16 protein-coding genes and 1 other RNA gene are annotated in these 21,461 nt (G+C 31.4%); 16 read left to right on the plus strand and 1 reads right to left on the minus strand.

The window, feature by feature from the left end:
• Nucleotides 1-53 precede the first annotated feature (53 nt).
• The 11 genes from Q0K54_RS08985 to Q0K54_RS09035 all read left to right on the plus strand — a co-directional run bounded on the left by Q0K54_RS08985 (nucleotide 54) and on the right by Q0K54_RS09035 (nucleotide 14,822).
• Entirely contained in the window at nucleotides 54-1,043 is a 990-nt protein-coding gene (locus Q0K54_RS08985) for a rod shape-determining protein (protein ID WP_087301665.1), read from the plus strand.
• A 109-nt stretch (nucleotides 1,044-1,152) separates the two neighbouring features.
• Nucleotides 1,153-1,920: a MurR/RpiR family transcriptional regulator gene (locus Q0K54_RS08990; protein WP_294580331.1), complete on the plus strand. Its 768-nt coding sequence runs from the start codon at nucleotides 1,153-1,155 to the stop codon at nucleotides 1,918-1,920.
• A gap of 264 nt (nucleotides 1,921-2,184) precedes the next feature.
• Nucleotides 2,185-6,609 carry a fibronectin type III domain-containing protein gene (locus Q0K54_RS08995; protein ID WP_294580334.1) on the plus strand — a complete coding sequence of 1,475 codons (4,425 nt, stop codon included), beginning with the start codon at nucleotides 2,185-2,187 and terminating at the stop codon, nucleotides 6,607-6,609.
• Nucleotides 6,599-8,362 carry a glycosyl hydrolase gene (locus Q0K54_RS09000; RefSeq protein ID WP_294580336.1) on the plus strand — a complete coding sequence of 588 codons (1,764 nt, stop codon included), beginning with the start codon at nucleotides 6,599-6,601 and terminating at the stop codon, nucleotides 8,360-8,362. Before Q0K54_RS08995 ends, Q0K54_RS09000 begins: the two co-directional genes overlap by 11 nt.
• Before the next feature lie 94 nt (nucleotides 8,363-8,456).
• Nucleotides 8,457-9,245 (plus strand): Cof-type HAD-IIB family hydrolase, encoded by a 789-nt coding sequence (locus tag Q0K54_RS09005; RefSeq protein WP_294580338.1) that lies wholly within the window; start codon nucleotides 8,457-8,459, stop codon nucleotides 9,243-9,245.
• Nucleotides 9,246-9,466: 221 nt separating this feature from the next.
• Nucleotides 9,467-10,027, plus strand: a complete 561-nt coding sequence (locus Q0K54_RS09010; RefSeq protein WP_294580339.1) for a hypothetical protein — start codon at nucleotides 9,467-9,469, stop codon at nucleotides 10,025-10,027.
• A 23-nt stretch (nucleotides 10,028-10,050) separates the two neighbouring features.
• Nucleotides 10,051-10,173 (plus strand): hypothetical protein, encoded by a 123-nt coding sequence (locus Q0K54_RS09015; RefSeq protein WP_294580341.1) that lies wholly within the window; start codon nucleotides 10,051-10,053, stop codon nucleotides 10,171-10,173.
• A gap of 66 nt (nucleotides 10,174-10,239) precedes the next feature.
• Nucleotides 10,240-10,563 (plus strand): hypothetical protein, encoded by a 324-nt coding sequence (locus Q0K54_RS09020; RefSeq protein ID WP_294580343.1) that lies wholly within the window; start codon nucleotides 10,240-10,242, stop codon nucleotides 10,561-10,563.
• Between the two features lie 14 nt (nucleotides 10,564-10,577).
• Nucleotides 10,578-11,033, plus strand: coding sequence for a hypothetical protein (locus tag Q0K54_RS09025; protein WP_294580346.1), 456 nt, complete (start codon nucleotides 10,578-10,580; stop codon nucleotides 11,031-11,033).
• Between the two features lie 256 nt (nucleotides 11,034-11,289).
• On the plus strand, nucleotides 11,290-13,581 hold the full coding sequence (locus Q0K54_RS09030; RefSeq protein WP_294580350.1) for a metallophosphoesterase family protein: 2,292 nt from the start codon (nucleotides 11,290-11,292) through the stop codon (nucleotides 13,579-13,581).
• Nucleotides 13,582-13,643: 62 nt separating this feature from the next.
• Nucleotides 13,644-14,822 carry a YibE/F family protein gene (locus Q0K54_RS09035; RefSeq protein WP_294580352.1) on the plus strand — a complete coding sequence of 393 codons (1,179 nt, stop codon included), beginning with the start codon at nucleotides 13,644-13,646 and terminating at the stop codon, nucleotides 14,820-14,822.
• Nucleotides 14,823-14,881: 59 nt separating this feature from the next.
• On the opposite strand, the gene Q0K54_RS09040 is transcribed toward Q0K54_RS09035, so the two are convergent.
• Nucleotides 14,882-16,027, minus strand: coding sequence for a DUF871 domain-containing protein (locus tag Q0K54_RS09040; RefSeq protein ID WP_294580355.1), 1,146 nt, complete (start codon nucleotides 16,025-16,027; stop codon nucleotides 14,882-14,884).
• Nucleotides 16,028-16,131: 104 nt separating this feature from the next.
• Between Q0K54_RS09040 and Q0K54_RS09045 the strand changes: the two genes are divergently transcribed.
• The 5 genes from Q0K54_RS09045 to ssrA all read left to right on the plus strand — a co-directional run bounded on the left by Q0K54_RS09045 (nucleotide 16,132) and on the right by ssrA (nucleotide 21,449).
• A complete protein-coding gene (locus Q0K54_RS09045) occupies nucleotides 16,132-17,817 on the plus strand; it encodes an MraY family glycosyltransferase (protein WP_294580358.1) in 1,686 nt (561 codons plus the stop codon).
• Between the two features lie 255 nt (nucleotides 17,818-18,072).
• A complete protein-coding gene (gene secG, locus Q0K54_RS09050) occupies nucleotides 18,073-18,303 on the plus strand; it encodes a preprotein translocase subunit SecG (protein ID WP_294580360.1) in 231 nt (76 codons plus the stop codon).
• A 51-nt stretch (nucleotides 18,304-18,354) separates the two neighbouring features.
• Nucleotides 18,355-20,628: a ribonuclease R gene (rnr, locus tag Q0K54_RS09055; RefSeq protein WP_294580363.1), complete on the plus strand. Its 2,274-nt coding sequence runs from the start codon at nucleotides 18,355-18,357 to the stop codon at nucleotides 20,626-20,628.
• On the plus strand, nucleotides 20,628-21,095 hold the full coding sequence (gene smpB / locus Q0K54_RS09060; protein WP_294580366.1) for an SsrA-binding protein SmpB: 468 nt from the start codon (nucleotides 20,628-20,630) through the stop codon (nucleotides 21,093-21,095). The genes rnr and smpB overlap by 1 nt, the downstream gene beginning before the upstream one ends.
• Nucleotides 21,096-21,097: 2 nt before the next feature.
• Nucleotides 21,098-21,449: a transfer-messenger RNA gene (gene ssrA / locus Q0K54_RS09065) on the plus strand.
• The last annotated feature ends 12 nt before the right edge of the window (nucleotides 21,450-21,461 follow it).

Raw genomic sequence — 21,461 nt, forward strand, 5'->3', positions numbered from 1 at the left:
GTAAATAAAAAAAATCATGGTACAATAGTTAAGAAAAACAAGGAGGACGTATAATGGCATTATCAAAAGAAATTGGTATCGACTTAGGTACAGCAAATATTTTAATTTATGTCAAAGGTGAAGGTATTGTTGTCAATGAACCTTCTGTAGTTGCAATAGATGAAGAAACAAAAAAACCTTTAGCTGTCGGTCAAGAAGCTAAAGATATGTTAGGTAAAACACCAGGTAGAGTAAAAGCAATTCGTCCATTAAAAGATGGAGTTATTGCAGATTTTAGAATCACTGAAATCTTAATTACTCATTTTATAAATAAATTAAATTTAAAAGGGATTTTCTCAAGACCAACAATTTTAATTTGTTGCCCTTCTAATATCACTTCAATTGAAAAAAGCGCCATTAAAGATGTAGCTGAAAGATGTGGTGCTAAACGTGTTTTCATTGAAGAAGAACCTAAAGTAGCAGCAGTTGGTGCTGGACTTGAAATTTCTAAACCAACTGGAAACATGGTAATTGATATCGGTGGGGGAACTACAGATATCGCTGTATTATCTTTAGGGGATATTGTTACAAGCAGTTCATTAAAAATTGCTGGGGACGTAATGGATGAAGATATTATCAAATTTGTAAAAGATAAATATAAATTATTAATTGGTGATCGTACTGCTGAACAAATCAAAATGCAAATTGGAATTGCTATCAAAGGAATTAGTGATGAAACTTTTGAAGTAAGAGGACGTGACTTAGTTACTGGTTTACCTCATACTATCACAATTACTGCTGATGAAACAGAATTAGCATTACGTGAAACATGCCAAACTATCGTTAGAGAAACAAAACATGTTCTTGAACAAACACCACCTGAATTAGCTGCTGATATCGTATCACGTGGTATTTTCTTAACTGGTGGTGGAGCCTTATTAACTGGTTTGGATCGTTTATTAGAAAATGAATTAGGTGTACCAGTATTCGTAGCTGATGATGCATTAAATTGTGTTGCTAATGGTTGCGGTGTGATGTTAGAAAATACTCATTATGTAAAATAACATATAATTGAATTTAAAAGGATAAATCGATTGTGGTTTATCCTTTTTTGTGTCAAAATATAACAAATTTTTAATTGATATGGTAAAATTAACTGGGCAGGTGAAGTATATGTTATTTACATATAAACAAATTGCAAATTTAAATGCGACTGAAACTAGTGTTTATCAATATGTGATTAAAAATATCCCCGCGGTAATTAAAATGTCAATTAGAGATTTGGCAGCTGCTACCCATGTTTCTACAGCTACGATCGTACGGTTTTGTCAAAAACTTGAATGCCAAGGATTTGTGGAATTTAAAACTAAATTAAAGCTTTTTAATGAGGGGTTATTATTACCAGATATTGATGATGAAATTGATGTTATTAATGAGTTTTTTAATTATGCTCGCAGTGATGATTTTAAAAAGGCAATCAGTCAATTTGTTGATTATGTTCAAAGTGCTCAAACAATTACGTTTTTAGGTATTGGTACTAGTGGATTGCTAGGTAAATTTGGTGCGCGTTATTTTTCAAATGTCGGATATTTTAGTCAGGGAATAGATGATCCATATTGGCCACCACCAGTAAATAGTGACAGTAGTCATCTATTAATTGTTTTAAGTGAAAGTGGTGAAACTAGAGAAATTATTGATCAAATTAAAATGTATCAGCAGCAAAATACTAAAATTGTATCAATAATTAATAAACCAAATACTACAATTGGTAATATGAGTGATTTATCTATTAACTACTATGTAAAAGACATTATTTTGCCTCAAACTTACAATATATCCTCTCAAATACCAGTTTTGTATATATTAGAAAGAGTGACGCGAGAATTACAAAATAGTCAAAAACGCTCATTACCACTCAAATTTTCTAGTCGTAATTTATAATATTATTAAAGATCTTGATTCATTATATTCAAGATCTTTTTTGTTACAAAAAATGTAACAGGTTACATTTTGGGCTCAAGTTATTACAAAAGTGTATTGTTTGTGCTATTTTAGATGTATAAAGTAACGTATTCTGTTTAATGTAGATATTAATAATGCGTATTTAAAATGTCTACATTATAATTGTCGATACTTTTGTAGAAAAATTGGCCATTTTTCTACAAAGTATAAAAGAATACTAAATTACTGAGAAAGGAGATAAAAATGACAAGAACACAAACAACAAAACTTTTTAAAAAATTGTTTATGACATTTTTAACTTTGGCGATGGTTTTTGGTATCGTTAATATCAAACCAGTAGCTGCAGCTGAGTTAAATGTTGAAAATGGCAGCTATGCTATCGTAGCTGATGGAAAAGCTTTAGAAGCAACTGCTGATGGTTGGGGTACCCCAGTAACAATGACAGGTGTTTACAGTAGTACTCAAAACAAAGTTTCCAGCAGTTCAATATTAACCATTACTAATAGTAGTGAAGAAGGATGGTATAATATTGAGGCTACTGGCTTTAAGGCTGGGGTTCACCTTAAGTCAGAAAGTCTTGATGCTGCAGCAAAATATGTTTTTGCAAACAGTGAAACATTAAATACTGATTATAATTTTAAATTTGAAGTTTCAGAAAGTGATGTATCAAAAGTTAAAATTATAACTTATCGTGGCTATTATCTATATATCGGTGATGATGGAAGGATATTAAGAACTACTGAACCAAGTCAAGCAACCGAATTTACTTTAGTAAAAAATCCAGAGGTATTAGATACTACGGTTACGATTAAAAATGTAGCAACAGGGAAATATGTCTCTTTTGAAAGTGTTGATGAAAGCAGTGATGAATGGCAAGATATCTATGTAGATAAAGATACAGTTACTGATAATGAAAAATTTGATTTATCATATGCTACTAATAATGATGGTATTGCTAATGTTATTGATTTAAAATCAATCGGTAAACCAGGATTTAAACTAGCAACAGATAGATGGCAAGCAACTGAAGATCATACATATGTAAAAGCGGCTAAAAGTAATGAAGTAGGTGGTTGGACGGCGGTAGCGGTTGTACCAGCCGGTGATGATGCTGTATATTTAAAAGATGTTAAAAATGGAAATTATATCACAGTTGATGAAAATAATGTCTTAGCAGGTGGTTATACAGGTGAAGTAACTGACAGAGAAAAATTCATATTATCATATGATATGGAAAGTGATCCAGTATCAAGTTTATCTATAGAAGACAGCACAAGAACGCAAACAACATTGGATCTATCATGGAGCAATCCAACAACAGTATATACAAAACAAGAATTATGGCAACAAGCCAGCAATGAAACAGTAGCAAGTAAAATTGCAGATTTAACAGAAGAGACATCTTATCAAGTAACAGGATTAAATCCAGGGATGGAATATACATATTTCATTAGAACTTATAATGGAACATTGATGGTTCAAAGTGAAAGTATAAGTGCCAAAACAAGAGTTGGGGATAAACCAGCGACACCAACAAATGTACAAATTAAAGAGAGTGGAAATGATAAAGTAGTAATCAGCTGGGATAAAGCAGAAAATGCAACTCACTATAAATTACAATGGGCACCAAGTGCATATGGAACATACAGTGATGTTGAAAACGGAATCGTAAAAGATGCTACATCAATTGAAGTAACATTAACTGGAAATAAATATGAAAACTACTATCGAGTAGTAGCAATCAATAATGGAGCAAGCGATACCGTAGGTTTAGATGCTGAATATTCAGATGCATCAAAATTTGTATCATTAGAAACTAATTTATTTGGTGATCATACAATTATCTTTGCCGATACTGATGAAACTGCTCAAATTGATGATGTATTATTAAAATTATATGAGCAACAATCTGATGCCAATGCTGATGCTCAATTTAAAGCTGGTCAGTATCAAGTTTATTTTAAACCAGGTGATTATACTGATACTACTTGTATGTATTTAGGTTTCTATACGTCATTTAATGGATTAGGAAAAACTCCATATGATGTAAAATTAAACAATGTAGCAATTCCAGCATATTTATCTGATAATAATGCAACATGCAATTTCTGGCGTTCAATGGAAAACGTGTCTATTATCAATACAGGAAATGAACAAGGTAAAGCTCAATATGGATCTTGGCGTCAAGATCAATTTAACTGGGCAGTAGCTCAAGCGGCACCACTTAGAAGAATTTATTCTGAACGTCCAATAGCTTATGATTGGAATTATGGATGGGCTAGTGGTGGCTATGTTGCCGACAGTAAAGTAGTTGGAACGTTTAATGATAATGGAAATGAATTAAGTGCCGGAACATTCTCAGGACAACAGTTCTATACTAGAAATTCTGAATTTACCGGAAATGTATATGGATGTACATTAAATAATTTCTTCCAGGGGGTAAAAGCACCTAATTTACCAGATGCCACTACTGGAGAAACTTTGTTGAGTGGAAATGGATATTCTAACTGGAATATTGCAGACAGTTCTGGAAGTCAACAAGTATTTACTAATATTGAAACAACTAAAGAAATTAGTGAAAAACCATTCTTATATATTGATGATGATGGTGAATATCGAGTATTTGTTCCAGCTGTAAGAGAAAATACAAAGGGAACTAGCTGGTCAGAAAATGATATGGGTGAAGGAAAGAGTATTCCATTAAGTGAATTCTATATTGCTAGCCCTGATGATAGTGCAGCAACAATTAATGAAATGATTGCTGATGGAAAAAATATTTATTTCACACCTGGTACATACCATGCTGAAGAACCGATTTTGGTATCACTTGATGATACAATTTTATTAGGTACAGGTATGACTTCTATTATCCCTGATAATGAAGAAGCAGCAATGATCATTGATGATGATGTAACTGGAATTAAACTTGCCGGAATTATTTTTGATGCTGGTGAACATAGTGAGTACTTGTTAAAAGTAGGTATTGAAAAGAATAATAATGATAATAGTGATGATCCAATTGTTTTACAAGATTTGTTCTTTAGAATTGGAGGAACTACTGATGAATTAACTAAAGCAGATAATGCTTTGGAAATTAATACAAATGATGTATTATGTGATCATTTTTGGATTTGGCGTGCAGATCATGGTGCTGGAGTTGAGTGGTATGGAAATGAATCAGCTCATGGATTAATTGTTAATGGTGATGATGTAATATGCTATGCATTATTTAATGAACACTTCCAAGATTATAATACATTATGGAATGGAGAAAATGGCGCAACATATTTCTATCAAAATGAAACAGCATATGATCCAATTTCCCAAGATGTATGGATGTCACATAACGGAACAGTTAATGGATATGCATCATATAAAGTAGCTAATAATGTTAAAAATCACTATGCTGTCGGATTAGGAATCTACAATGTCTTTATCTATACTGGAGAAAGCTATGATTCTAGTGAAGTACAAATTCAATTAGATAATGCTATTGAAGTACCAAATAGTGAAAATGTTATCGTAGAAAATGCATGTCTACAAACATTCGCTAAAGATGATGGTGCATTACAAAAAATAAATTCTATTATTAATGGTGTCGGTGATGGTGTCAGCAGTGGAACCGATGAGGAAACTGGATTAAAAGGTGAAGGATGGTCAAGAAAATTCTTGCTAAGCTATCAAAATGGAACTGCAGTTGTAGGTAAAGCAACAAATGGAAATAGTGCTAACTTTGGAAAATATATCGGAGTTGATACAATAACTGATATTAAACAATTAGGTGAAGATGGACTAGATGTTGCTTCAATGCAAGGATTATATGATCAATATCAAAATTTAAATGAAACAGATTATACAAAAGAAAGCTGGGAAGCTTTACAAGCTGTAGTTACCAAAGTAGAAACTATGTTATCTAACGATTACTTAAAATATGATGCTGTTAAAGCAGACTTTGATAAAGTAATGGTAGAGTTTGAAACTGCATTAGATAAACTTGTACCAGTAACTCCTCAACAACCTGTAGATAAAACTCAATTGCAAGAAGTATATGATAATTATAGTAAATTAGATGAAAGTCAATATACAGCAGATAGTTATGAAGGATTAAAAGATGCTCTTGTAAATGCATTAGCAGTATTAAATAATGAAAACGCAACTCAAGAAGAAGTAGATGCAGCTTATCAGGCAGTACAGACAGCTTATAAGAGTCTGGAATTAGTTGAAACAACGCCAGATGCTGATAAAACACAATTACAAGCTATCTATGATCAATATAATGATATCGATGAAAGCTTATATACTAAAGAAAGCTATGGTGCCTTGACAAGTGCCCTTGAAGATGCATTAGCAGTATTAAATAATGAAAATGCAACTCAAGAAGAAGTAGATGCAGCTTTAACAGTGTTGCAAGAAGCTTATGAAGGCTTAGTTGCAGTTGAACCACAACCTGGAGATGACAATACAAATCCAGGAGAAGAAACTGGAGATAAAGATCCAGGAAATACTGGAAATAATAATTCTAGTCAAACAGAAACAAATAAACCACAGAAAACAACAGGAAAAGGTGCTAAAACAGGTGATGATAGTACAGTTGTATTATTTGCAACATTAGGACTATTGTCAACTGGAGGTTATGTAGCTTTAAGAAGAATCAAAGATGAAGATTAAAAAAATAGTTCTTGTTCTAATATGTCTAGTATGCGCTTTGATGCCAATTAAAGTATCAGCCCAAGAAGGAACCAGCTATCGCTTCGACAGTTGGAAAAATGAAGCCATAATTTCACCAGAAGCCGGAGAGCTAAAAGCTTCTGGTGAAATACTAGTAAAATTTAAAAGCATGGATATCGACAATATCAAAGTAGATCATTATGAACTATACATTGATGGAAGTAAGGTCAAGAGTGTAAGAGATAATGGAGAAAAGATAATTGAAAGCAGTGTCTATCTAACGCAGACAGACTATTATTCATTGCAGGTAGTAGCGATAACTGAAAGCAATCATGAGATCAGTTCCAATATTCGAAAATTCATGATCAGTAAAAAAGGATTAAATATTGATGATAAAGCAGTACTGGCACCAGAAAGTGATATGCAGGAAAGCTGGTATTATAACTGGGGAGTAGAACCGTCAGATAAGGTAGATGAAAGTAAAGAGTATGTACCAATGATCTGGAACAGCAATACAGTATCATGGCTGGAAAGTGAAGAAAAGGATAATTACAGTGTTGTGCTGGGATTTAATGAACCAGATTTAGAAAATCAGGCGAATATGACAGTAGAAGTAGCAGCGAGCTATCAAAAGATGTTTAGCGAAAGCGGCTTAAGAGTTGGATCAGCAGTAACAACATATCCATTAAATGAATGGTATCAAGAATATGCTCAAACAATCGATATGGATGAAGTAGATTTCATCCCAGTTCATATCTATTATGACTGGGCAGGAGATGGAATGGCAGAAGCTTTTTTAGAAGCAATCGATAATCTATATGAAACGTATCATAAACCAATCTGGGTAACCGAATTTGGTATAGCTAATCCAGGATTATATGGAGCAAATTCAAATTACAAAGAAGCTAAAAAACAGATTGCAACATATTTAAAAGAAACAATAGCGGGATTGGAAGCGAGAGACTATGTTGAAAGATATACATGGTTTAACTTCAGTGTCAATGATGCTAGTGGGGGAAAGACAGCATTATATGATCAAGAAAGTGGCGAATTGACAGAGCTAGGAGAGTTATATAAAACAATAGGAAATCCAGAAGTCGAAGGAGTCAATTTAGAAGATGAATATGTCTTAGATGAAGGAGATTATGATGAACTAGATGCGATGATAACAAAAGCTGACAGTTTGAAAAACAGTGAGGATTATCAAAACTATGTAAATGTAGAAGAGTTTGAAAAAATTCTAAATGAAGCCAAAGAGATAGAACGGGATCTAAAATCAGATCAACAATATATAATCGATAATATAACAAGTCAATTACAGATGGCATACAATGCATTAAAGAGGGTAGAAGTAGATAAAAAAGATTTACAGGACTTATATGATCAATATTTGCGGTTAGATGAAAGCAAATATACAGAAGAAAGCTATGCAGTATTTATGAAAGCGATGGCTAATTCCAAAGTATTATTAGAAAGCGGACATATAACTCAAGAAGAAGTCAATGAACAGTTACAATTATTGCAACAAGCTTATGGAATGTTGCAATTGGTGGATGATTCAGTTGATAATGATATAAATGATAATCCAACTAATAATATATCTAATTCATTAGTCGCTTCAAATAATCAAACCACAAAGACTAATAGTATGAAAACTGATGATAGTGCTAATATTACTGCTTGGATAACATTAATGATGATACCCAGTATATCTTATTGTTTGATTAGAAAAAGAAATAAAAGTCTCTCTTAATGAGAGATTTTTTGTTTTTCCAAAATAGTAAAAATTTAGTCATGATATTGGGCTTTGATATAATGAAATCAAGTTGAACTTGCGAGGTGTGAAAATGACTAAAGTATTATTTTTTGATATTGATGGAACATTGACAGATACGCATGGTGGTGTTCCTAAAATTCCTGAAGGAGCTAAGCGTGAAATGCGCAAACTTCAACAACAAGGACATTTGCTGTTTATTGCTACTGGCAGACCTTATGCCTTTGTATCGAAAACGATTACTGATTTTGGTTTTGATGGAATGGTCTTAGCTAATGGGGCTCACGTAGAGTTAAATGATGAAGTGATTTATCATCAGCCAACTGATTTAAATAAAACTAGGAAATTGATTCAACATTTAGAAGATAATAATTTTGAATATATTATTGAAACTAGTCGTGGAGCATATCTGAATCCAAATTATGAAGTATTAAAGAAGTTTTTTATTAGTTGTGATATTAATGAAAAATATTTGTTGTTTGATTTTAACAAAGAAGATGTAATCAATAGATGCTTAAAAATGGAAGTTAATGTTCCTGAAGATAAAGTCGCTGAAATTGAATCAATAATCAAAGATGATTTTAACTATGATAAACATGGTACTGAAAATGCTTTTGAAATCTATTCTAAGATTATTTCTAAGGCAACTGGAATCACTAAAGTACTAGACTATTTGCATTTAGATCGTCAAGATAGTTATGCCTTTGGGGATGGATTAAATGATTTAGAAATGATTAAATTAGTAGGAACCGGGGTGGCAATGGGAAATGCTGTTGCTGAGTTGAAAGAAGTCAGCGATTATATTTGTGACCCGATTCAAAATGATGGTTTAGAAAAGGCATTGATTAAATTATTTGAATAAAATATTATCGAAACATCCAAAAAAATATGATTTTATGGGTGTTTTTTTAATTTTTATTGCATAAATATAGAATTGTGATATACTAAAAGTAGGAAAAATAATAAAAATAATATTTTTAATGAAAGTGAGTGATTGGTGATGGGATGTAACAAATAATATTATTTGGAGGCATAAAATATTCAGCTCCAAATAATAAAAAAATAAAAAATGGAGGTATGAATATGAATCGCGAAGCTTTAAAACAAATTAATAATATTGTTGATTATAAACAAACTCAACGGATTAAATTAGATGTAATTTTAAGTGATGATAATAGAAAAAATGACGATTATTTGCTTTTTAGTGATCAGGTAGAAATAAATTATCAAGGTCACCATCGTCAAATAGGATATGATGATATTAAAGAAATTCATCTATCAATGTGTAGTCGTATTTATAATCAGGGAGTAATTGAATCCAATCCAGCTAAGTGGTTTGTAAAAATATGGCAGACGGGTGCTGTTGGAACTGTTTGGATTAATTTAAATTATTTTATTGATTTTGATATTGTATTAAATGATGATGTTATTTTAATTGAAAATAATAGTATTTATAATGGTGCTAAAATCATCGAGTTCTTAAAGGATAAGGAAGTTAAGGTTATTGATCCTTATGGAATTGAAGCAATGTTATTAAAGTATCCTGATAAGATGAAATTAGTAGAACATTTAAATCAAATTTTTCCTCAGTTAGCTAAACAATATCATTTGGATAATCCTCGAGGTGTTGAAGCTATTAAATAATTGAGGATAAAGGAGTGACTATTATGAATAATAAAACAATTTATCAAGTAAAATTTTCTTTTGATGAGTTTAATGATTCAAAAGCTAATATTTTATATCTTACTGATAATTATCTTAAGTTTAAAGATTTGATAATCAATTATTAAGATATTGACCATGTTGAATTATTAATGTGTTCGATTCAGCGAAATACTATGGGTAGATTTAGCTTAATGAGTCTTAAATATTATGTTGACTTAAATGTTTATTTAGATGATACAGTATATTATTTTCAAATCATGAATAATGATAGAATTAAAGAAATGATTACTTTTATTAAAGAGAAAGTAATTAGAGTAGATGATCCGTTATCATTACAAGATATTTACAGTCGTTTTGATGATCCAGTTAAAAGAGAAAATTATATCAATGTTCATTTTAAAAAATGGGCTCAAAAGTTTCATCTCGATAATCCACGGGAAAGTCATTTTGATATTTTAAAAAAACAAGATTATTTTGATTATGATGCAGTAAAAAGATTTTTTAGGGGAGAATAAAAGGTAATAAAGTTATGGATGTATATGAAGTTAGGGCGGTGTTTAGTCCAGAATTAAATCAGGAAGATTATGCGAATCTTTTAGTTGGAGATATGGGCTTTACTTATCATGATTTAAAGATTGATATTTTAGATATTGATCATATTGATATTTCGATGTGCAGTTGTCCAGCAGGCGAGGATCTTCATTATCATGTGATGTTGTTGAATTATTATGTTGATTTGATTATTGAAACGATTGATAAGCGTAAAGTTTGTTTTCAAATCATCAATGATTCAGCAATTGAAGATATTTTTAGATGGTTAAAAAATAAGAAAATCAATTATCAAGATAAGATCAATATTGAAGAGATTTTTAGCTGTTATAAAGATACTTTGACTAGATATAATTTTATTCGTCGTAACTTTAGAATCTGGGCTCAAAAATTTAATTTGGATAATCCTAGAAAATTTAATAATAGAAAATATTAGAGTAAAGTAGTTCACAAAAATATTGAATCATTACTTTTAAATAGAGTAAATAAAATTTGAAAATCTAGCTAATAAAAATGATGTTTTTATTAAGAGTTACTTAAGAAAAAACATCATTTTTTAATGTTTTGTAAAAATAGTAAAGTGTTTGTAAACTCAATTGACTATGTTAAATCCAGAGGTAAAATAATTCACGTATTACGAAATGTATTACAAATTACAAGTTAATATTGAAAAATGAAAAAGGGGATTTAAGATGAACGAGAAATGGAAAAAACGACTTATTGCTTCTTTAGCCACTGTTTCATCAGTTGCTAGTATGACAGTTATGCCATTATCTGCTTTCGGTGAATATGCTGGAAGTGATGGTAGTGATAAACTTAATAGTGGCTTAACTAGTTCAACTGAATACCAAAACTGGTATAACACTGAATGGAACAACAATGAAGAAATGGATTCTGGAAAAATTGTTTTAACTCCAGGTCAAGATGAAAATGACTTGAATTTTGCATGGTATTCTCAAGAAAAAGGTATTCCTCATGTTAGAATTGCTACAAACAGTGATATGAGTGATGCTTATGATGTAGCTGGACAAGCAACAGATATCAAAAAAACTAATGGATTTAATGATTATGTTGCCAGCAATAAAGTTTCAATCAATGACTATTTAACAGAAAATACTACATATTACTATCAATATGGATTAGATACAGGAAATGGTGAAATTGCATGGAGTGAAGTTACTATATACCAAACTCATAGTTTCACTAATTATCAAGCTGTCTTAGTTGGTGACCCTCAAATTGGTGCTTCTGGAAGTACTGGTGAAGGAACACAAGATGATCAAAGTATTCCAGTAAATACTTATGCTTGGAATCAAACTTTAACTACTGCTTTAGGAGAAAATGGAATTGCTGCTAATGCAAGTTTCATTTTATCAGCTGGGGATCAAATTGATTATTCATCTTATGGTCAAAATGGACGCGGTGAATTAATTAGAGAACAAGAATATGCTGGATTCTTATATCCAGAAGCTTTAAGAAGAGTACCACTGGCAACTACAATTGGTAACCATGAATCACAAGTAAATGATTATCAATATCATTACAATAACCCAAATACTAGTGGATTAGGTAAAACTGAATCTGGTAGTGATTATTACTATAGCTATGGTGATACATTATTCATCGTTTTAAATAGCAATAGTAGAAATGTTGAAGAACATCGTACTTTAATGAATGAAGCTGTTGCTAGTCATAGTGATGCTAAGTGGAAAGTTGTATTATTCCACCATGACATTTATGGTTCTGGTTCTCCTCATAGTGATGTTGACGGAGCTAACTTAAGAATTTTATTTGCACCATTGATGGATGAATTCAATATCGATTTATGTTTAACAGGACATGACCATTCATATGCTCGTACTTTCCAAATTTTAGATGGTAAAGTAATCGAAACTGAAGGTGTTGATGAAAATGGTGCTAATGCTTACAATCCAGAAGGAACATTATACATTGCAGCTGGATCAGCTTCTGGAAGTAAGTTCTATACATTAAATACAACTAAACAATATTACATTGCTGAACGTTCTAATAACCCAATACCAACATTTTCAACAATTGATTTTAGTGGTGATTCACTAACAATCAAAACATATGATTACAATGGTAATAAATATGCTTATGATGTTACATTAAATAAAGATGGAAATGCTACTTCAATCGTGGAAACTAAAAATGATGTAGCTAACATCGATACTACTAATATCACTAGTGGTTCTAAAGCTAGAATTGATGAAGCATTAAATAATGTTAATACAGTTTTAGATTCTCGTGATGACAGTGAAGCTATTAACACTTTAACTGAAGCATACGATGCTACTATTAATGGTAATAATGAAAATGACCCATTAAATTACTATGCTTATGCTCAAGGTAATTATGCAAATACTGTAGGTGGAACTACTGCATTAAGACAAGGTTTTTCAACTTTATTAGATAAGACATTATATCAAAATGATACTAATACAGCTGTAAACAGCGAAGTTATTAGTGAAGCTTATAATCAATTAGTAATCGCTAAAAATGAAGTTGTAACTAATGATGAATTTAATGCTTTAGCAACTCAATTTGATCAAGCTGAAGCTACAGTTGCTAATGCAGTAGTTGGAAATAATAAAGGTGAATTTAGTCAAGAAGTAGTTGAGAAATATACTAATGTTATTACTTCATTAAAAGCTAAATTAGATGAAGCAACTATTACAAAAACAGAATTAACAAGTTTACAAGAAGAATTAACAGCTACAGTTAATGAATTTAACTCAAAAGCTAATGTAGAAACTACTACACCATCTCAAACACCAGCAACTCCAGCTGGAGATGATAATACTACTAATAAACCAGGAGCTACTACAACAAACAATAAAACTAATGGTAGTGTAAAAACTGGAGATAATGTTCAAATGGCTGTTCCATTTGCAGCAGCAGTTATCTCATTATTAGGTATTGTTGGAGCTAAAGTATTTAGAAAAAGAAAAATTGAAGGTTAATAATTAAAAGATAAAACAGGGCAGCTGGTTCTGCCCTTGTTTTGTGTATATTGGAGGCAGTAATGAAAAATTTAATTCGAAAATTTAAACAAATGAGCAAAAAGGAAAAAATTGGGCATACAATTGTATATTGTGCTATTATTTTATTTTTAGTTTTTTTATATTTCTTTAATACTAGTATCGATAAAACACCATTACTAGATGAAAATAGTGGTGATTTTGCACGAGCTCGTGTTGTGGAAATTATTGAAGAAAATCGGGATCAAGAAGGAAATCAAATTGGAACCCAGATTGTTAATGTTGAAATCTTATCTGGAGATTATAAAGGGGAAATAGTACAGACAACTAATATTGATAGTTATTTATATGGAGCTGACTGTCAAGTTGGAACGCGTGTAATCGTGCAATTAAGTGAATATGATGGAAGCATTAGTGCTAGTGTCTATAATTACGATCGTACTAATACTTTAATTTTCATGGTGGCTTTATTCTTATTTTTATTGATTTTAATTGGAAAACAAAAAGGACTTACTTCAGCATTTGGTTTGGTATTTACATTTATTTGTATTATCTTTTTGTATATTCCAATGATGTATATTGGTTTTTCACCGTTTTTTAGTGCGGTCTTAGTAGTTATTTTAACTACGATGGTCATCATGTATTTTATTGGTGGTTTTTCGATGAAAGCCTTATGTTCAATTTTAGGAACGATAGTAGGTGTTGTTATTGCTGGTGTTTTTGCTAGTGGTTTTGGAGCGTTGAGCCATATAAATGGTTTTAACGTCGAAGATATTGAAACATTAATATATATTGGTCAAAATAGTAATTTGGATATCAGTGGATTGTTATTTTCAGGGATTTTAATTGCTTCACTAGGAGCCGTTATTGATACCGCAATGTCAATTGCTACAACTATTGAAGAAATTGTTTATCGTCGTCCGGATATTTCTGCTAAAGAATTATTAAAAAGTGGTATTAAAATCGGTGGCGATATGATGGGAACGATGTCTAATACTTTAATATTAGCCTTTACCGGGGGTTCTTTAAGCACTTTAGTTGTTTTCTATGCTTATGACATGCCATTTTTACAAATGTTTAATTCATATGACATTGGAATTGAAATTATCCAGGGAATTTCGGGGTCTTTAGGAGTTATTTTAACAGTACCATTTGTTTCAGTAATTTCAGCATTTTTGATGTCAAGAAAAAAGACAAGTTTAAATAAAAATGAATTAAAATAAAATATACTGCCATAATAATAAGAGCTACCGGGGGATCCGGTAGCTAAGTTTTTATTTGATTATTTTTTTAAAACAAAATGATGACCAGGTTTAATGAAATCTAATAAAGGTAATTCTTCTTCTTTAATAGTGGCAACTAAGTTACGTTCACCATCATTTGGGATTTCAGTTAAAACAATTTCTAATTCACCACGATAATGAGCTAAATTATCATTAACAATTAAAACATCACCACGAGTGAAAACTTTTTTACCACAATCATGATGTGGGATAGATTTATCTGCTACATTTTGATTAGAAGATAATCCAAAATCTTGAACAGATGCTTTTTCTTTGAATTTAACTCTTGGCATACTTGATCTAAGCATGAATGATGAATGATCATAACGATCCCAATGAGGACCAAAGTCATACATGATCATTTGTTCATTAGCAGTAATTTCTGGTACTTCATCAACTTTGATTTCAATTGCCTGGAAATTAATTTTAGATAAAGCTTCTAATTCTTCATCAGTAGCTGGATAGTTACCGATTAAAATATCATCAACATTACCAGTTGCCAACATTAAACGAGCTTGTAAATCAATTGGTAAACCACGCATGATTTCAACAGTAGGTAATCCACAGAATACTTGCCAAGGTCCAATAGTATTTTCATTGTTGCTTGAAACAAAAGCAGCAGTGTGTAAATTTAGTTTTTTCCAATAACGGTTAAAGTCTTGGAATAATTCAAAATCAAGACCAGTATAGCGTTCAGGGAAGAAGTTATGGCACATAATGATTTGTTCCCGATTACCACCATTTTTGATTAGTAATTCTACACCTGAATCCATGCTGGCATTAAATTCAATTTTGATGTTATCATGATTACGAGTTAATTGGATATCACCTTGTGTCCCAAAATTACCATCCATTCTAATAATATCTAATCCTAAATCAACAAATGGTTTAAGATTATCTGGAGTGGCTCCAATTAACTTAAATACTTCAGGATTAGTATCAGCAGCTACTTCAAATCCTAATTCATGAGCTTTTTTCATGAATTCCTTAAATTCTACCAAATAACTTTCGCGCTTGTCTTCAGGGATAGATAAGAAGCAAGTAAAGATTCTTTTAAACCCTAATTTAGCGGCTTTTTCCATATAAGCGTATACCTCTTCTTTTGGTGATTTATCAGGGTATACTGAAATTCCTAATTTATGCATTTCGTTTTCCTCCTTAGTAATACTATTATAGAACTATTTAATGATTTTGTCTTGTATTTTTAGATAAAATAATTAATAATATACAAAGATAGGTGGGTGAAAAGATGAATCTAACTATAATTATGTCATTTGTTGTCACCATGGTTATTTCAGCTATTCTAGTTCCCATAGCGATGAAAGCTGGCGCTAAGCTTGGAATAGTGGCTCATAAAAATAAAAGAACGGTTCATGAAGTAGAAGTTCCGCGGATTGGTGGCTATGCTATTTATATTAGTTCATTGATTGGTTCAGTAATCTTTTTAAAGACGGACCCCCAGATCAATGCAATCTTGATTGCGAGTTTTTTAGTCTTTTTTGTGGGGTTGCTTGATGATGTTCATGATTTATCGCCAAGAACCAAATTGATTGTTGAAATTGTTGCAGCTTTAATTGTGATCGTTCATGGTGGTATCTATTTAAAGGGATTTGATTTTTTACCAGGTGATTGGGTATCAATCATCGCCGGATTTATTACTGTTATTTGGATCGTTGGAATTACAAATGCCATAAATTTAATCGATGGATTAGATGGGCTGTCATCTGGGATTTCGATAATTGTTTTATTTACGATTTCAATGACATCACTTACTAGTGGTAGAACTGATATTGCTTCGCTTTCGTTATTATTAGCTGGGGCTATCATGGGATTTTTGTTTTATAATTTTCATCCAGCAAAAGTCTTTTTAGGTGATTGTGGGGCATTATATATTGGTTTTATGATTTCGGTTATTTCATTATTAGGATTTGGATATAATGTTTCTACCTTTTTTACATTAGGGGCGCCAATCGTTGTTTTAATGGTTCCAATTATGGATACACTTATTGCAATTATAAGACGTAAGGTTCATCATAAAAAGTTTAGTGAAGCTGATCGAGCTCATTTACATCATAATCTGATGTTTAAGTTAAAATTGGGTCATCGTAAAAGTGTTCTAGTTTTATATGGGGTTACGTTTTTATTTTCATTGACTTCATATATTTATTATTATGATCCAACTTTAGGAACTTTGATGTTTATTGTTTTGATGTTTATTTTTGAATTATTTATTGAAATGACTAATATGGTCAGTCGTAAATATAAGCCGGTTTTGACGATTGTCAACATTTTTATTCAAAGTGATAATTTACCAAAGATAAAGAAATTGGAACAATATCGCTCAAAAAGAAGTGAGCGCCGTAAAATAATTGATCGGTTTATGATAATTGCCGGTTTATTAATAGTAATATCATTAGCTAGTTCTTGTTTCTTCTTTGATTCCCAAAACGAACCATCTAATAACCCTAGTACATATGTAGAAACCCCATATTCTCATAATGAGTCAAATGATTTATTAGATGATATTTATGGTCGGTTAGACCGGGCATTTCAAAGTGGCTTAACTAGTGAAGAATGTCAACTGGCAGCTTCATATTTTGCGGTTGATTATTTTACATTAGATGGTAAAGATGATAATGAAATTGGCGCTCTAGATTATATTTATCCTAGTCTGCAAAGTGAATTTAATTCATTTGCTTTAAAATCATTTTATACCTATCGGCAAGAATATCCTGATTTAGAAGTTGTTGATTATGAGGTTATTTCATATTCTCCTTCTAAAGTAATTGTTGAGGGATTGGAAGACGATGAATATTTTAATGTTTTAATTTCTTTAGAATATAATATTGAAGATGAAAATCTGCCAACTAGTGCTAATATTATCATGGTTTATGATAGTGATCGCTTTTATGTAGTTGGGGTTGATAATGCTTAAGTGCATCGAATTTAAATAAATCAGGACTGGTCCTGATTTATTTTTTTAAACATTGCATTAATTTACAATTAGTGTATAGTTAAAGTGTAATAGGTATATTGTTTGAAAGTTGTCAGATAAATTATAGTAGAACTTACTTTTACAATTAATGCAATCTTATTAAATGTAAAGTTATTGGTTTAATCATTGTTTTTTTAAAAAAAATATGTTATTATGTTTTAGCGACGTATAAAAGTATCTGTTAGGAGGTATATCATGTTTGTAACAATTTTAAATGTACTATTAGTTGTTATTTCGATAGCACTTATTATATTATGTTTATTACAAAGTGGAAAATCAGACGGTATTGTTAATGCATTAACTGGACAAAGTTCAAACTTGTTTGCTCATCAAAAAGAACGTGGAGCAGAGTTGGTATTAACACGAGTTACAGCTGGTTTAGCAATTGCATTTTTTATCATTGCAATCATTTTGCGAATGTCATAATTAATAGGGCTGAGGTCCTATTTTTATTTACCAAAAAAAGGATGTGAAAAAGTGCGCGAAGAAATATTAGAGTTATTGAAAGATCCAGTATATTTAGAACGCTCGATTGATATGATTGCTGCTAAATTAGATTGTCAAAAAAGTGAGCAGTTTGTCAAGCTGGTTAAAATAATGAATGAGCTTGAAGATGAAGGTTTAGTCGTTCGTAATAAATATAATCATTATTATTTACCGAATCAATTTGGAATGGAATTAGGGGTTTTATCTCTTAATAAGCATGGTTATGGTTTTGTTAAGGTTGAAGGTCAGGAAAAAGATATTTTTATTCCTGGCAGTGGGATGAAAGATGCTTTTAACAAAGATACGGTACTAATTGAGATTGATCAAAATAGTAATCCTGAGCGACCTGAAGGGACAATTGTTAAAGTAATTACTAGAGGACAGACTAGATTTGTTGGTGAAGTAAAAAAAGGCAAACGAGAGCATTATGTTGAAGTTGATGATCGTCTGTTTAATAAGCCGATATTTGTTGATCATGCTCATTTACATGGGGCAGTTGCTGGAAATAAAGTCGTGGTGGAAATTAAAACATATAAACCATATCTAAAAGGGGATATCGTTAAGGTTTTAGGACATCGAAATGATCCAGGAATTGATATTTTATCAGTAGTTTATGAACATGATGCTCCAATTGAGTTTCCACAGTTAGTTTTTGATCAGATAAGCGATATTAAAGATACGATCGATGGAATCGATCTTAGTGATCGAGTTGATTTAAGAGATGAAGTAGTTGTTACGATTGATGGAGAAGATGCTAAAGATTTAGATGATGGAGTTTCTTTAAAAAAATTAGAAAATGGCAATTATCATCTTGGAGTCCATATCGCTGATGTTTCTTATTATGTCACTGAAGGATCACCATTAGATAAGGAAGCTTTTGCTAGAGGAACTTCAATCTATTTGGTTGATCGAGTTATTCCCATGTTGCCACATAAATTATCAAATGGGATTTGTTCTTTAAACCCTCATGTTGATCGATTAACGATTTCTTGTTTTATGGAAATTGATCCTGAGGGCAATGTGATTGATCATGAAATTGTACCTTCTGTCATCAATTCAACAGAACGAATGACTTATACCAATGTTAATCGAATCTTAGCTGGTGATCAGGCTTTACAGTTAAGATATAGCCATGTTAAAGACTTGTTTTTCTTAATGGAAGAATTGGCTGGTATCTTACAAAAAAAACGATTTGCTCGTGGAGCTATTGATTTTGATGCTAAAGAAGCTAAAGTTATTGTTGATAATCGTGGTAATCCCATTGATGTTGTTTTAAGGCAACGAGGAATTGGGGAACATATTATTGAAGAATTTATGTTGTTGGCCAACGAAACTGTTGCTGAACATTTTTATTGGCTAGAGTTGCCATTTATCTATCGGGTTCACGAAACACCAAAAACCCAAAAATTATTACAATTTGCCAGTGTTGCTAAGACATTAGGCTATACGATTAAAGGTTCTTTAGAAAACGTTTATCCTAATGAATTAAGTGCAATAATTGAAGCCAGCAAAGATACACCTGAACATACAATTATTTCCACTTTGTTATTGCGCTCGATGCAAAAGGCACGATATGATGAACAGTGTTTAGGACATTTTGGTTTAGCTGATGAGTATTATACCCATTTTACTTCACCAATTCGTCGTTATCCCGATTTAATTGTTCATCGTATGATTAGAAGATTTATTTTTGAAAACACTTTGGATAAAAAGACAATAAATTATTATCAAGAATTAATGCCTGAAATTGCTGAGCAGGCATCTTATCGAGAACGTGAAGCAATTGATATCGAACGTGAAGTTGATGATATGAAAATGGCTGAATATATGGAAAAACATATCGGCGAAGAATTTGAAGGAATTATTAGTTCAATTACTAATTTTGGATTCTTTGTAGAACTTGATAATACAATTGATGGATTAGTCCATGTAACTGATTTGACAGATGATTTCTACTACTATGATGAACGAAATCTTCGTTATGTTGGTCAAAGAAATGGAAAAGTTTTCAAGATGTCTGATCGAGTCAAAGTTCGAGTTGTTTCGGCTTCTAAAAAAGATCGGACTATTGATTTTGAAATTGTTGGTATGAAATCTAACAAAAAGCCAAGAAAAACTGTTATAATAAATAGGCAAAGTAATAAACAAGAGAAAAAAAGAACTACAAAATCAAGACGTCAAAAAAGACGTCATGAAGAGCCAAATTTTACTAGACATCAAAGAAGTCATATTAAAAGTAAAATTAAATCAAAGAAAAGACGTTAATAAAAAGGAGAAATGAGTATATGAAAATTATTTCTAATAATAAAAAAGCTTATCATGATTATTTTATTTTAGATACATATGAAGCTGGAATTGAACTTAAAGGAACTGAAATTAAATCAGTTCGCTTAGGCAATGTCAATTTGAAAGATTCTTTTGTCAGAATTAAAAATAATGAAGCTTTTATTGAAAATATGCACATTTCTCCTTATAGTCACGGAAATCGCTTTAATCATGAGCCACGTCGTACTCGAAAACTGTTATTGCACCGTAAAGAAATTTTAAAAATTTCTAATAAAATTAAAGAAGGGGGCTTGACAGTTGTTCCAACTAAGCTATACTTTAATAATGGTAGCAAGGCTAAATTAGAGATTGCTATTGCTCGTGGTAAAAAATTATATGATAAACGCCAGGATATTAAAGAGCGCGATTCTAAAAGAGAAATTCAGCGAGCTCTTAAAAATTATTAACTGGGGATGTCATGGGTTCGACAGGTATATGTCTGACCTTAGCTGCAGTCGAAGGCATTCGTTAAATGCACCAAAAAATAGTCGGAAATAGACAAACTAATTACGCTTTCGCATAGTCGACGTAGACTAGAAAGCTGCCACTATCTAATGTTCCTATAATTAAATAGCTGGTATCATAACTCATAGGATAAGAATAGATATTGCTTAGCTATCTATTACGAAAATCTTATAAGCTCGTTAGGTGGAAAATTGCTTGTTGATTGTAGCCTAATTAAATTTATTCAATAAGCTAAACTGTAGACGCTTTGGAGGGATTATGCTTGGACAGGGGTTCGATTCCCCTCATCTCCACCAATATTATCGCAG

Source organism: uncultured Thomasclavelia sp. (assembly GCF_944324745.1).
Taxonomy (GTDB): Bacteria; Bacillota_I; Bacilli_A; order Erysipelotrichales; family Coprobacillaceae; genus Thomasclavelia.

Excerpts from the sequence above, each read along its gene's own strand:
- Q0K54_RS09035 (WP_294580352.1), top strand. The coding sequence starts at position 13,644 with ATGAAAAATTTAATTCGAAAATTTAAACAAATGAGCAAAAAGGAAAAA.
- Q0K54_RS09000 (WP_294580336.1), top strand. The coding sequence starts at position 6,599 with ATGAAGATTAAAAAAATAGTTCTTGTTCTAATATGTCTAGTATGCGCT.
- Q0K54_RS09030 (WP_294580350.1), top strand. The coding sequence starts at position 11,290 with ATGAACGAGAAATGGAAAAAACGACTTATTGCTTCTTTAGCCACTGTT.
- Q0K54_RS08990 (WP_294580331.1), top strand. The coding sequence starts at position 1,153 with ATGTTATTTACATATAAACAAATTGCAAATTTAAATGCGACTGAAACT.
- Q0K54_RS09025 (WP_294580346.1), top strand. The coding sequence starts at position 10,578 with ATGGATGTATATGAAGTTAGGGCGGTGTTTAGTCCAGAATTAAATCAG.
- secG (WP_294580360.1), top strand. The coding sequence starts at position 18,073 with ATGTTTGTAACAATTTTAAATGTACTATTAGTTGTTATTTCGATAGCA.
- Q0K54_RS09015 (WP_294580341.1), top strand. The coding sequence starts at position 10,051 with ATGAATAATAAAACAATTTATCAAGTAAAATTTTCTTTTGATGAGTTT.
- Q0K54_RS08995 (WP_294580334.1), top strand. The coding sequence starts at position 2,185 with ATGACAAGAACACAAACAACAAAACTTTTTAAAAAATTGTTTATGACA.
- Q0K54_RS09045 (WP_294580358.1), top strand. The coding sequence starts at position 16,132 with ATGAATCTAACTATAATTATGTCATTTGTTGTCACCATGGTTATTTCA.
- Q0K54_RS09010 (WP_294580339.1), top strand. The coding sequence starts at position 9,467 with ATGAATCGCGAAGCTTTAAAACAAATTAATAATATTGTTGATTATAAA.
- Q0K54_RS09005 (WP_294580338.1), top strand. The coding sequence starts at position 8,457 with ATGACTAAAGTATTATTTTTTGATATTGATGGAACATTGACAGATACG.
- Q0K54_RS08985 (WP_087301665.1), top strand. The coding sequence starts at position 54 with ATGGCATTATCAAAAGAAATTGGTATCGACTTAGGTACAGCAAATATT.
- Q0K54_RS09040 (WP_294580355.1), bottom strand. The coding sequence starts at position 16,027 with ATGCATAAATTAGGAATTTCAGTATACCCTGATAAATCACCAAAAGAA.
- Q0K54_RS09020 (WP_294580343.1), top strand. The coding sequence starts at position 10,240 with ATGAGTCTTAAATATTATGTTGACTTAAATGTTTATTTAGATGATACA.